We start from the raw sequence: 12,974 nt of genomic DNA on the forward strand, positions 1-12,974 counted from the left end.
TAGTTAAGCGTGATTTCACAGCTCAACATCCCAACAACCTTTGGGTCGCTGACTTTACCTATATTCAGACTCATTCTGGGTGGGTATATACGGCATTTATCATTGATGTGTTCTCACGAGCAATCGTTGGTTGGAAAGTTTCCACCCGAATGAATACCGATATGGTACTTCATGCCCTTGAGCATGCACTCAATAGTCGGGGTATGCCTAAGAATGTGATTCATCATAGTGACCGAGGGGTGCAGTATCTTTCAATCCGCTATACTCAGCGATTGGAAACTGCGAACTTAAGAGCCTCTGTAGGAACAACGGGAGACTCGTATGATAATGCACTGGCTGAAACAGTGAATGGTTTATATAAAACGGAGGTGATTGAATATTTGAAATCTGATTGGTTAGGCTTAGCTGATGTTGAATTAGCTACATTGAATTGGGTAGACTGGTTTAACAAAAAGCGGCTACATAGTTCTATTGGCTATGTTTCACCATTTGAGTTTGAAAATATGTACTATGATAAAATCAACACCTTAGATTGTGTTGCATAACTTAAATAAACTGTCTCCGATATAGTCGGTACGGTTCATAATTTTGTGATAGGTTCATCTTTTAAATCTGCTAGGGTGTAGCCCGAGAGTTCCTCTGCGGCATGATTCATAAATTTAATTTTAGCTTGATCATCCGTGATCACTATCGTATCGGGTGTTGTATTGATCGCTGCAACCAGCATCGCTTGATATTTAAGACTTTCGTTTTTTTCCGTGATATCCCGTTGAACGGATACAAAATGGGTGATTTCACCTGTTTCAGTTTTAATCGGGGAGATGTTCCATTCTACAGCGTACGGTGTTTTATCTTTACGATAATTAATCGTATTATTATGGAAAAATAGTCCATTAGATATGCAATCTTTTAATTCCTGAATCACGGTTAGATCTGTCTCAGGCCCTTGTAAGATACGGGGGTGATTGTCCAATTAACTCTTCTTCGCTATAACCTGTCATTTCACAAAATGCTGGATTGCAGAAAAGGATGTGTGGGCCCTTATTATTAAAACATGCATCTGTAATGACGATCGCATTAAATGATTGCTGAATAGCCATAGCCATTAAACTATTTAATTCAGTCGCTGTTAATTTTTTGTGTTCAGAATATTGAGGCATATTGGAGTGAATCACTATGTTTCTTTATTGTTGTACCTATTCTTATTAATATCATAAATTAGGCTTTAAATTAATGAATAATGCTGATTTATAATTTATACAATATAATCAATAGTCTATAAAATTATTTGTATGGTTGCCTTTGTCATGTACTGGAAGATTCAATTATCGATGAATTTATGAACGCTCTAAAAGATATTAGGGTTGTTGCTACGGATATAATAATAAATTAAAGATAGCAGAATATTGTGATCAGAAAAGATGATGTAGCACAAATGTTCAACCAGAAATTTACAAAGGATGTAAGGAATATCTGAAGAGATGAAGGATATTGTGCTTTAAAAATACTTCAATCTACAAGATGTTGGAAATAGTGGATAGGCAGTCAATTGATTTTTAAGGTTTAATTAAATCCTAGCCTGAATAAAAAAGCTGAGCATTCTATTTTTCTTTACATTTTTCATTTAAGCTTTTTTTAACAGCTCCGTTTTATAAAAATATTTAAAACTTAGGAAAAGCGATGAAGAATAACTATCCAAAACCTATAATAATCATGCATTGGATTACCTTTGCTTTAGTTGCAATGGTGTATCTGACTGCAGGTGATCCCACAATAACAGACTGGAAAGGCCAGATTCATGTTGCAGGTGGGATTTTAATATTTATTTTATTTCTCTTGAGATTGAGTTTTGTTTTTCTGTATAGAAAAAGTATTCCTAAAACTGAAATAATTAATTCTTACCAGATAATGTTATTTAAAACGGTCAGATTTTTCCTTTACTTAAGCCTATGTATTGTTCCAATTGCGGGTTGGATGACATTATCGAGTTTTACTGATAATTTCCAAGTTTTATCGTTAAATTTACCGCTTTTGAGCACTGTTTGGGGGAGTGACTATATTGCAGATGCGCATCAATTTTTAGGGAATCTCTTTATTGCACTCGTGGGTTTACATGCCTGTGCGGCATTGATTCACCACTTCATTTTCAAAGATAATGTCTTAAAAAGTATGCTTTTTAAAAAATGATGTGATTTAGAGGCTATCTGATGGTTGCCTTTTAGATTCGTCTAGCTTTTTTATATTATGAGTATTTCATAGTCACAGAGCAGATGATAAAAGATGAGCCGAAAGAGCAGATGCAGTATACTGTGCTGGTCGAAAAAGTGATGAATTCATATGTATATTGGTCCGTATCAACTGTCAAATAATTTGATTGTTGCTCCGATGGCAGGCGTAACTGACCGCCCATTTAGGTCTCTGTGCAAATACTTTGGTGCAGGGCATGCTTTCAGTGAAATGATGACATCAGACCAAACGTTACGGATGAGTAAAAAAAGCTTATATCGTGCTAATTTTGATGGTGAATTGGCGCCTATTTCAGCGCAAATTGCAGGATCAGATCCCAAAGAGTTGGCGGAAGCTGCACGATATCAGGTCTCAAATGGTGCGCAAATCGTGGACATTAATATGGGGTGTCCTGCCAAGAAAGTCTGCAATAAGCTGGCGGGTTCTGCACTTTTAAAAGATGAAGACTTGGTGGCTCGAATATTGGATGAAGTTGTGGCTGCAGTTGATGTACCTGTCACACTTAAAACACGTTTGGGCTTCTTAAATGGTCATGAAAATATCTTGCGTGTAGCGAAACGTGCGGAAGATGCGGGTATTGCTGCGTTAGCATTGCATGGGCGGACCCGTGAAGACATGTATTTGAACACGGCTCGTTATGATTTGATTAAAGATGTAAAACAGCTCATTCGTATACCAGTGGTTGCCAATGGGGATATTGATAGTCCAGAAAAAGCCAAATATGTACTCGATTATACCGGTGCAGATGCAATTATGATTGGTCGCGCTGCGCAAGGGCGTCCATGGATTTTTCGTGAAATTGCGCATTATCTGAAGACAGGTGAACATTTGGCAGCACCAAGCATTCAAGAAGTAAAAGAAGTTCTACTTGGACATCTTGCCGAACTGTATGCATTTTATGGGGAATATTCTGGCTGCCGAATTGCACGTAAACATATTGCTTGGTACACCAAAGGTTTACGTTCAAGTAATGAGTTTCGTCAGAACATGTACAAAGTGGAAAGTACAACTGAACAATTTAAAGTGGTCGCTGACTACTTTGACCAGTTACTCATACATGGTGAAACCATGAATGACGTACAGGTTGAACAGGTCAATTTGTTAGAAACCAAATAAACAAAGCTTCACGTATGGAGCTTTGAGTGAATAATGAAACTTAATAACTGACTTGTTGCATTTCAACCAACAGTTGGTTAATTAAGTCAGGGGCCTCCATGGCACGAATTTGCGAAACATTCGTGCCTGCCCAAAATGCACCAAAGCCTTGATCGCCTTGTTTGGTCGCTGCGGCATGTAATTGTTTTCCTAGATCATAACAGTACGGATAAGCAGCAACAGCAGGGCGGTTCGGTAGATCAATCTGGGTATGCCAGTGACCCAGTAAGCCGCGAGCAGGGCGACCTGAAATACTGGCACTTATTTGTGTGATGTGCTCATGGAAAAGTGCATGACGGTAGGCATCATTGGCATTTGATGTTTTGCATTGTACGAAAGCTGTTCCCAACTGTACCGCACTCGCGCCGAGGCCTAACATCTGCTGAGCCTGTGTACCATTCATAATGCCACCCGCAGCAATAATAGGGCACCGACAGTGCTGCGTCAGAAGTTGTACGAGGTCGATCGTACGTATTGAGCTATCAAAATGTTCATTAAAAATCCCGCGGTGTCCACCTGCTTCTATGCCTTGAGCAATAATAAAATCAATTCCTGCTGCTTCAATGGCCCGTGCTTCCGCTAGGTTGGTTGCAGAAACCATGGTTAAAATGCCAGCGTCTTTTAGCACCTGTATTTGGTGCGGATGCGGAATACCGAAGTGAAAACTGACGGCTTTAGGGCGAGTTTCAAGTACGACATTTAAAAAGTCATCATTGTCCAAAAAGCTAGGATAAATACAGTGCAGTTGCGTGGGTGGTTCTGCATCGTATTGTTCAAAATTAGGTCTTACAAAATCAATCCATGTTTGTGCGATAGCTGGATCAAGTTCGACACTTTGATGACAGAAAAAATTAACTTGAAAAGGTTGTTCGGTCAGTGCTTGGGTTTTTAAAATTTGGCTACGTGCGGTTTCTGCGGTGTTTGCACCTAATCCAAGTGAGCCTAGCCCGCCTTGATTTGAAACCTCCGCCGCAAGCTCTGGTGTAGAAACACCAGCCATCGGTGCAAGGAAGATAGGATGTTTAATTTCAAGACGTTCTAATAATAAAGACATGTACTTGCTCCTTTTACATATAGACACTTTGCCCAAGCACTGCAAAATTGGCAAATAATATTCAGTATTTTCTCGAAAAATATCTAAATCAATCACGTTTATTTTTCGGTTTTTAGCGACAAGCCATGTCGTTGGGTATGTGTATTGGCAATGCTTTTAGTCTGGAATTTTTTATACTTTTATTTTAGATTTTACCGAGGATCGTCATGACCGATCGTATCCGTGAAAAGCTACAGATTCTAGCTGATGCAGCTAAATATGACGTGTCCTGTTCGTCCAGTGGTAGTAATCGTAAAAACAACAATCAAGGTTTGGGGAATACAGGAAACGGTATCTGTCATAGTTATACAGAAGATGGTCGTTGTGTTTCATTGCTTAAAATTCTATTTTCAAATGTCTGTATTTTTGATTGTTCCTACTGTGTTTCTAGACGCTCTAACGATGTCAAACGAGCTGCTTTTACTGTACAAGAAGTGGTGGATTTAACCATCAACTTTTACCGCCGCAATTATATTGAAGGGTTATTTCTCAGTTCAGGTATTTTTAAATCAGCTGATTTCACTATGGAGCGAATGCTACAAGTGGTGAAAAAGTTACGCCTTGAAGAGAACTTTAATGGTTATATTCATCTAAAAACGATACCTGGTGCTTCCCAAGAAATTATTACTGAGGCAGGCTTATATGTAGACCGCATGAGTATTAACTTGGAAATTCCAACGGAAATTGGTCTAAAGCAGTTTGCACCAGAAAAATCGCATGCAGAAGTACAAAAGGATTTAGGTATTGTACGTGATCGCTTAATTCAGTTGACGGATGAGCGGCGTGTGATTCAGCATGTGCCGAAGTTTGTACCCGCGGGACAAACCACTCAGATGGTGGTGGGCGCACATCAAGAAACAGACAAAGATATTATTTTAATGGCAGATCATCATTATAAAGTGTATCAGCTCAAACGGGTGTATTTTTCAGGCTATATCCCAATCAATGAACAGGAAAAAATGCTTCCTGTCGTGGGTTCTGCACCGCCATTATTAAGAGAAAATCGGCTGTATCAGTCGGATTGGCTCATGCGTTTCTATGGTTTTGATGCGCAGGAAATTGTGAATGATCAGCATCCGAATTTAGATTTGGACATCGACCCGAAGCTAAGTTGGGCATTACGTAACCCTGAGCATTTTCCTGTTGATATTCAACATGCAGACTATCGTATGATTTTACGTGTTCCGGGTATAGGTGTTCAATCGGCTAAAAAAATTGTGCAAGCTCGTCGTTTTGGGCAGATTCATATCGATCAACTAAAGCGTATGGGCATTGCTTATAATCGGGCACAGCATTTTATTCACTGTGCAGACACGCCAAAGTTTAAAAAAGAGCAACCAGCGAGCCAGATTCGGCAGCATATTTTGCAATCAGGGCAATCTAAATATCAAAAACAGCTTTCGCCTCAACTGGGCTTCGGTTTTTAGTATGTCGATATATCGCTTTGATCAAAGCATGACTGGACTACTGAGTTGTGTATATAGAAGCTTTCAGTTTAAAGATTTTGACGTCAAGCTTGCATCTAACAATTCCCAAGCCAGCTTATTTGATGAGTGTATTGAGGTTGCTTCAAATGACGAACACGCAGAGCGAGTTTGGCGAGGGTTAAAGCAAAAAATTACGGTTGAGAGTCTACGATCTTTTTATTATTGCTTTCTGTCTGAGCAGGAACAGGCACATCAACATCTTTTTAATTTCTGTATCTATGTGTTTAAAAATACACATTCTGTAGATCGTAACTATGCGCATGCGGATATATTGGCTGTTTCGCAGTGGGCCAAGCAAGTGGGCAGAGAAAAGCACCGTATGGAAGCTTTTGTCCGCTTTAAAAAATGTCAGGATGGATTGTTTTTAAGTTTGGTACAGCCAGATTTTAATGTTTTACCGCTGATAGAACGACATTTTAGAAACCGATATCAAGATCAAAGATGGTTGATTTATGATGAAAGAAGAAATTTTGGAATTTATTATGATTTGACAGCTGTGCATCAGGTGAAGATGGATGTGAATCAAATTGATCATGCACACAAAGTCGGATACAGTCAGTCCTTTAGTGTTGAATTAGATGATGATGAGCTGCTGTATGACCAGTTATGGAAAGATTATTTTAAAAGTATCAACATCGAGGCAAGAGCAAATATCAAACTACATGTGCAATATGTTCCTAAACGCTACTGGCGTTATATGAATGAAAAAACAATCTAGCGAGATGTAAGTAAGGCGTTGACTCATCATTTTCTATGATGTTTTGGGCTGTTATGGGAAGGGGAATAGACGTTAAGCAATTCATGCTAATTAAAAAATAAGCTGTTGCACCTGTAGAATTGAACTTCAATCATCAGTAATAGTGCATCTGAGTAGTGCAGAGAAAAATGTGCAAGCTTAAAGTTGATGGTAAATGATGCTGTAAATAGTAAAAAGCCCATTCAATCCATGGACTTTTTACATTTTAAATAGGTAGTCTGCTATCGCTTTTCGTGTTGTTGACGTTAAACATGCACATTAAATAGGGAGCCAATCCAACTGGCAAACAGCATCGCAAAAATTCCCCATAGTGTCACACGAAATGCACCTGTCCACATAGAAGTCCCAGAAAAGTAGCTCGATAAAGCCCCTAAACCGAATAACGATAGTACCCCTGTGAGTGCAACTGACTGAGTCAGATAACCTTGAGGGCTTAAGAGAATGGCCAACATAGGAAACAGAGCACCTAGTGAAAAGGCTAGGGCAGAAGAACCCGCGGCTTCAAGCGGCTTGGCACTGGTATTTTCATGGATGCCTATTTCATCACGAGCATGTGCAGACAGTGCATCATGTGCGCTGAGTTGTACTGCGACTTCATGTGCCAGTTTGGGTTCTAGTCCACGTTGTATATAAATTTGGGTCAGTTCTTTAAGTTCTAAGTGCGGGTTCTTATCTAATTCTCGGGCTTCATGTTTTAAATCGGCTTCTTCAATATCCGATTGAGACTTCACCGAAATATACTCACCCGCAGCCATAGAGCTTGCACCTGAAATGAGCCCGGCAATACACGTGATGAGTAAGGTATGGCTGGTTGCGCCACTGGCCGCCATCCCCATAATCAAACTGGTCACTGAAATGATGCCGTCATTGGCACCCAATACCGCTGCACGTAGCCAACCAGTACGATGAATTAAATGAGGTTCAACATGGTGAGAATAGGACATGACGATAGATCATCCTCAAATTTTAAAGTTATGATTTATTTAATAATGCACGTTTCATCTACTATAGCACAGCCCATTAAAAAGCCTCCGAGTGGGAGGCTTTTTAAGCTTAGAAATATTATTGCGCTTTTTCTTTCACATCAGCAGCACCTTGTTCTACGGAGCCAGCAACATGAGCTGTTGCTTCTTTAGAGGCATTTTTAACATCTTCAGCAGCAGCTTCAGTTTTCGCAGCAGCTTCGTCAGCGGCAGCACCAATTTTTGCAGATGCTTCATCTGCAGCTTTTTGAGTGTCAGATACAGCTTCACTTGCAGCTTGGTTAATGTCATGACCTGCTTGTTCAGCAGCATTTTCAAGGTGTTCACCTGTCGTTGCACCTGTTTCAGGTGCTTTTTCTTTTGAACAACCCACTAAAACAACAGCAGCAGCAAGACCTAAAGCAATAAGTAATTTATTCATTTTCATATCCTTTTCGTTTTATACCCAAAAGTAGGGGTTGGGCAAAATATAATCTACTTTGAATGTAAAGCAGACTGCATTATTGTTAAAAAAATGTAATTTTTTATAAAAAACAGCGTGATAAAAAGGCTTATAAGCTGAGTTGCCTATAAGCCTTTAGTAGAGAATAGTTTGAGAGGATTACACGCCAGAACGAATAATATAATCAAAAGCAGACAGAGCGGCTTTCGCGCCTTCACCTGTGGCAATGATGATTTGCTTGTAAGGTACTGTCGTACAGTCACCTGCGGCAAATACACCTTTGACATTGGTTTCGTTGCGATCGTTAATCACAATCTCACCACGGTTTGAAAGCTCAACAGCAGTCTCTTTTAAGAAATCAGTGTTTGGTAATAAACCAATTTGCACAAAGATTCCTGCAAGTTCAACCATATGTTCAATGTCAGTGGCACGGTCTTTATATTTCAATGCTGTCACTTGTGAACCATCACCCACAACTTCAGTTGATAGGGCATTTAGGATCACTGTGGTATTAGGCAAGCTATGCAATTTATCTTGTAACACTTGGTCAGCACGTAGTTTGGTATCAAACTCAACCAAAGTCACATGTTCCACAATCCCAGCAAGATCAATCGCAGCTTCGACACCTGAGTTCCCCCCGCCAATTACTGCTACACGTTTGCCTTTAAACAGTGGACCATCACAGTGTGGGCAGTAAGCAACACCACGAGTACGGTATTCTGCTTCGCCCGGCACATTCATTTCTCTCCAACGTGCACCTGTTGAAAGGATGACCGTTTTAGATTCAAGCTTCGCACCATTTTCTAAAGTGACTTCAACCAAGCCATTTGCTGTCTCATCCGCACCTTTGATGTTAGAAACACGTTGTAAGTTCATGATGTCCACACCATACTCACGGACATGTGCTTCCATTTCAGCAGCAAACTTCGGCCCTTGAGTCTTTTGAATCGAGGTATAGTTTTCAATGTCCATGGTATCCATGACTTGACCACCCATCCGTTCAGCCACGATCCCTGTTTTAATACCTTTACGTGCTGCGTAGATGGCAGAGGTATTTCCCGCAGGGCCACCACCAATCACTAAAACATCAAAAGCCTCTTTGGCATTGAGTTTTTCAGCTTCTTTGGCCGCAGAATTGGTATCCAGTTTGGCAACAATCTCTTCCAAGGTCATACGGCCTTGACCGATATGGTTGTTGTCTTGGAACACCATCGGTACAGCCATGATTTTGCGTTCTTCAACTTCGTCTTGGAAGAATGCACCATCAATCATGGTGGCTGTCGTGCCTGGATTGTAAATGGCAATCAGATTTAAGGCTTGCACCACGTCTGGACAGTTATGACAGCTTAAAGAGACAAATACATCAAAGTCAGACTGGATGCCTAAACCTTTGATTGAAGCTAAAACTTCATCCGATACTTTGGGTGCATAACCTGAGGTCTGTAACAATGCCAAGATCAAAGAGGTAAACTCATGCCCCATCGGTAAACCCGCAAAGAAGACACGTGGCTCTTCACCAGCTTTTGCCACACCGAAGCTGGGTGCACGTGAGTTTTGACCATCAAAACGTGCAGTCACCAGTGGAGACAGTGCTGCAACTTCTTCAACCAATTCTTTGATTTTGTCTGATTTCTCAGAACCGTTCAAAGTCGCAACCAATTCAATCGGACCTTCTAGGCGTTCAAGAAGTGTTTTTAATTGAGCTGAAGTATTTTGATCTAACATGGTTAAGCTCTCCAAAGCAGTCTATAAAATTATTTGATAGAAGAATCATAGAGTAAATCTGAAAATAGATAAAACAGTTTGTTTTTATTTTAGTAATCGGTTTTATAGATTTAAAGATATTTTCTTCAATCATTTCATAAAGCTATATGGGGGATTTAAATGATTTTTCAAGTGATTTACAGTTTAAGCCGTATAAATTAGGTATGATCAAGACAGTTAAAAAATAGGGAAGCAAGTGATGCAATTACAGCGCGGTATCTATCAGCATTATAAAGGGCAACTGTATCAAGTTTTACATGTAGCGACGCATAGTGAAACCGAAGAAAAACTGGTGGTTTATCAGTGTTTATATGGGGATTACTCGATTTGGGTACGTCCACTTGCCATGTTTACTGAAACGGTAATGCTAGAAGATGATCGTGAAGTTGAGCGCTTTAAACTGATTCAAGAAGTATAAACAACGCTAAGTAAAGTAGAGGGGGATTGGATGATGCATGCAGAATTTTTGAGTAAAGTATCGGCCTTATATCATCGCTTTCAAGAACATGACAGTACGCAAGCAGATCGCATTGCGCGCTTTCGCAATATTGAGCCTGAGTCTGCACAGTTTTTGGCGCAACTGGTTCATATTCAACAGCCTAAGCAGATATTAGAAATAGGTACATCAACAGGTTACTCAACCTTATGGTTGGCTTATGCAGCGCAACAAGTTAATGCTCGATTAACCACTTTAGAAATTGATGCTGAGAGAAGTCAACAAGCCGCTGCTCATCTTGCGGATTTCAATTTATCCAATGGCGTTGAGTTTTGGGTGGGTGACGCAGCTGAATATTTGAAGCAGTCACAAGCCATCTTTGATTTTATATTGCTAGATGCTGAGCGTGATGCTTATGTCGACTATTGGTCAGATTTGAAACGACTAATGTGTGTTTCACGCGGAGTTTTGGTGGTTGATAATGTTCTATCGCATGCAGATCAAGTCACGGACTTCATCGCGATTATTCAGCAGGACGAGCAGTTTAACCTGTCTACATTAGCGATTGGTGCGGGCTTGTTGGTGGTGACATGGGATCATGAAAAACAATCAGGATAAATCCTGATTGTTTGAGATTCAAAAATTAATGAATACTTAAGCGCGTAAAGTGCAAATCATATTCTAAATATTTATGAACAAAGGCTGTTTTATTATTACATCGAACTAAGTTGTTATAAATAAATTCAGGCACAGGGTGGTAGAGCTCGCCTGAACCATCGGCATAGAAAATTTTTAAATAGCGTGTGGAAGCGTTGTATTTCCAAGATGTTACCGCAATTGTCCCCATAAGCGACTCCCCATCATGTACATGGAATCACAGCAATGTGGCTGCTTAATTTAAACTTATGCCAAACTTAAAAAGCGAAGTATTACAGTTTTGTAAATAAAAAAACCGTACATAAAGTACGGTTTTTTAAAGTGATCAATTAGCGCATTTTCGCAAGGAAACGACCTACTCGGGTAATGGCTTCACGTAGTTCATTTTCAGCAGGTAAGAACACTACGCGGAAATGATCTGGTGTTGGCCAGTTAAAGCCTGTGCCTTGAACCAGAAGTACTTTTTCCGCACGAAGTAGATCAAGCATCAGTTTTTCATCATCTTGAATTGGATAGATTTCTGGGTCCAATTTCGGGAAGCAATACATTGCACCTTCAGGCTTAACACACGATACGCCTGGAATGTCATTCAACATTTGCCAAGCAATATTACGCTGTTCGTATAAACGACCGCCTGGACGAATTAAATCATTGATTGACTGGTAGCCGCCTAAAGCAGTTTGAATGGCATACTGTGCTTGGTGGTTGGCACACAAACGCATAGAAGCCAGCATATCTAAACCTTCAATATAGTCGACTGCACGCGACTTATCGCCTGTGATGGCCATCCAGCCTGAACGGTAACCCGCAATACGGTATGCTTTAGATAAGCCATTGAAAGAGATACAGAGTTGGTCACCAGCTAATGCAGCGACAGAAACATGTTCAATACCGTCATAAACGATTTTGTCGTAAATTTCATCTGCAAACAAAATCAAATCATGCTTTTTAGCCAATGCGACGATTTGCTCAAGTACATGGCGTGGATAAACTGCACCTGTTGGGTTGTTTGGATTAATAATCACGATACCGCGGGTACGTGGTGTGATTTTACTCTCCATATCAGCAATATCGGGATACCAAAAGTTTTCTTCATCACATTTATAATGAATAGCTGTACCGCCTGAAAGATTTACCGCAGCCGTCCAAAGGGGATAGTCCGGCATCGGCACGAGCATCTCGTCACCATCATCTAACAAGCCTTGCATGGCCATTACGATCAATTCAGAGACACCATTGCCGATATACACGTCATTGACATGCATATCTAAGATGCCTTTTTGCTGATAGTACTGACAGATGGCTTTACGCGCAGGGAAAATCCCTTTTGAGTCGGTATAGCCCACTGCATTTGGCAGGTTTAATGCTACATCATTAATAATCTCTTGAGGAGCTTCAAAACCAAACGGTGCAGGGTTACCAATATTGAGTTTGATAATCTTATGGCCGGCTTCTTCCATTTCATTGGCCGCTCGCAACACTGGTCCACGGATGTCGTAGCAAACATGCTCGAGCTTAGACGATTTTTTTATTTCGCGTGGGGTGTGGAGAGTGTTCGGCATTTTGATGTTCTCGGAAAGAGTGGAGGTCACTTTTGCATAACGGTATAAATAGCTTTTAAATGTTTCAGTTGTCACTAGATCGAGATCATGTTCGTCTCTGAGTAAAGCAACAATTTTTTCATGCGTAAATCCCACCTGTTGATATTGTTTAATCACAGGCAGTAGATGTTTAAAAATAACGCTCTTTTTTTGCGACATTTTTTAATCCTGAGCAAGAATGTTAATAAGACTAACATTAAATTTGCTTCCAAAAAAGCATTAAAGAAAATAAATTGCTTACCATTTTTATAAAATGCTTTCTTTTTGCTTTTATAGGAATTATAGGTCTTTTGTAAATTGTGAACTAAACACTAGAAATTTTAAGATGAATCACGTAAATATAGGATTATCC

Annotated in this window: 15 protein-coding genes; 7 read left to right on the forward strand and 8 right to left on the reverse strand. The window is 40.0% G+C overall.

Translation table 11 applies throughout. The annotated features are described in order from the left end of the window. The coding region (locus tag MF4642_RS13075) for an IS3 family transposase (RefSeq protein ID WP_153041795.1) at nt 1-545 on the forward strand (545 nt) is incomplete at its 5' end. Between the two features lie 35 nt (nt 546-580). Here the strand turns inward: MF4642_RS13075 and MF4642_RS17270 are convergent. Together MF4642_RS17270 and MF4642_RS17275 are read right to left on the reverse strand one after the other, a co-directional pair. Then, nucleotides 581-925, reverse strand: coding sequence for a PAS domain-containing protein (locus MF4642_RS17270; RefSeq protein ID WP_264754340.1), 345 nt, complete (start codon nt 923-925; stop codon nt 581-583). A gap of 13 nt (nt 926-938) precedes the next feature. Then, nucleotides 939-1,160, reverse strand: coding sequence for a PAS domain-containing protein (locus tag MF4642_RS17275; RefSeq protein ID WP_319823139.1), 222 nt, complete (start codon nt 1,158-1,160; stop codon nt 939-941). Between the two features lie 520 nt (nt 1,161-1,680). Between MF4642_RS17275 and MF4642_RS13085 the strand changes: the two genes are divergently transcribed. Together MF4642_RS13085 and dusB are read left to right on the forward strand one after the other, a co-directional pair. Continuing rightward, nucleotides 1,681-2,187, forward strand: a complete 507-nt coding sequence (locus tag MF4642_RS13085) for a cytochrome b (RefSeq protein ID WP_004693497.1) — start codon at nt 1,681-1,683, stop codon at nt 2,185-2,187. Between the two features lie 150 nt (nt 2,188-2,337). Beyond that, nucleotides 2,338-3,363: a tRNA dihydrouridine synthase DusB gene (gene dusB / locus MF4642_RS13090; RefSeq protein ID WP_078426499.1), complete on the forward strand. Its 1,026-nt coding sequence runs from the start codon at nt 2,338-2,340 to the stop codon at nt 3,361-3,363. A 40-nt stretch (nt 3,364-3,403) separates the two neighbouring features. Here the strand turns inward: dusB and MF4642_RS13095 are convergent, their stop codons facing one another. Further along, complete coding sequence (locus MF4642_RS13095; protein ID WP_078426500.1) at nt 3,404-4,456, reverse strand: NAD(P)H-dependent flavin oxidoreductase; 1,053 nt, start codon at nt 4,454-4,456, stop codon at nt 3,404-3,406. A gap of 206 nt (nt 4,457-4,662) precedes the next feature. Between MF4642_RS13095 and MF4642_RS13100 the strand changes: the two genes are divergently transcribed. Together MF4642_RS13100 and MF4642_RS13105 are read left to right on the forward strand one after the other, a co-directional pair. After that, nucleotides 4,663-5,922: a putative DNA modification/repair radical SAM protein gene (locus MF4642_RS13100; RefSeq protein ID WP_005399622.1), complete on the forward strand. Its 1,260-nt coding sequence runs from the start codon at nt 4,663-4,665 to the stop codon at nt 5,920-5,922. A gap of 1 nt (nt 5,923) precedes the next feature. Continuing rightward, nucleotides 5,924-6,700 carry a TIGR03915 family putative DNA repair protein gene (locus MF4642_RS13105; RefSeq protein WP_005399621.1) on the forward strand — a complete coding sequence of 259 codons (777 nt, stop codon included), beginning with the start codon at nt 5,924-5,926 and terminating at the stop codon, nt 6,698-6,700. A 284-nt stretch (nt 6,701-6,984) separates the two neighbouring features. Here the strand turns inward: MF4642_RS13105 and MF4642_RS13110 are convergent, their stop codons facing one another. The 3 genes from MF4642_RS13110 to ahpF all read right to left on the reverse strand — a co-directional run bounded on the left by MF4642_RS13110 (nt 6,985) and on the right by ahpF (nt 9,889). Beyond that, complete coding sequence (locus MF4642_RS13110; RefSeq protein WP_004693487.1) at nt 6,985-7,683, reverse strand: VIT family protein; 699 nt, start codon at nt 7,681-7,683, stop codon at nt 6,985-6,987. Between the two features lie 118 nt (nt 7,684-7,801). After that, nucleotides 7,802-8,143 carry a hypothetical protein gene (locus MF4642_RS13115; protein ID WP_039889687.1) on the reverse strand — a complete coding sequence of 114 codons (342 nt, stop codon included), beginning with the start codon at nt 8,141-8,143 and terminating at the stop codon, nt 7,802-7,804. 180 nt (nt 8,144-8,323) lie between these two features. Further along, nucleotides 8,324-9,889 (reverse strand): alkyl hydroperoxide reductase subunit F, encoded by a 1,566-nt coding sequence (gene ahpF, locus MF4642_RS13120; protein ID WP_078426501.1) that lies wholly within the window; start codon nt 9,887-9,889, stop codon nt 8,324-8,326. 238 nt (nt 9,890-10,127) lie between these two features. Between ahpF and MF4642_RS13125 the strand changes: the two genes are divergently transcribed. Together MF4642_RS13125 and MF4642_RS13130 are read left to right on the forward strand one after the other, a co-directional pair. Continuing rightward, nucleotides 10,128-10,346: a DUF1653 domain-containing protein gene (locus tag MF4642_RS13125; protein WP_004693482.1), complete on the forward strand. Its 219-nt coding sequence runs from the start codon at nt 10,128-10,130 to the stop codon at nt 10,344-10,346. Nucleotides 10,347-10,376: 30 nt separating this feature from the next. Further along, nucleotides 10,377-10,982 (forward strand): O-methyltransferase, encoded by a 606-nt coding sequence (locus MF4642_RS13130; protein WP_078426502.1) that lies wholly within the window; start codon nt 10,377-10,379, stop codon nt 10,980-10,982. 25 nt (nt 10,983-11,007) lie between these two features. Here MF4642_RS13130 and MF4642_RS13135 read toward each other — a convergent pair whose 3' ends face one another. After that, complete coding sequence (locus tag MF4642_RS13135; RefSeq protein ID WP_004980128.1) at nt 11,008-11,211, reverse strand: KTSC domain-containing protein; 204 nt, start codon at nt 11,209-11,211, stop codon at nt 11,008-11,010. A 139-nt stretch (nt 11,212-11,350) separates the two neighbouring features. Further along, entirely contained in the window at nt 11,351-12,781 is a 1,431-nt protein-coding gene (locus MF4642_RS13140; protein ID WP_078426503.1) for a pyridoxal phosphate-dependent aminotransferase, read from the reverse strand. Nucleotides 12,782-12,974 lie beyond the last annotated feature (193 nt).

Source organism: Acinetobacter sp. MF4642 (assembly GCF_002018925.1).
In the GTDB taxonomy this organism is placed as follows: Bacteria; Pseudomonadota; Gammaproteobacteria; order Pseudomonadales; family Moraxellaceae; genus Acinetobacter; species Acinetobacter johnsonii.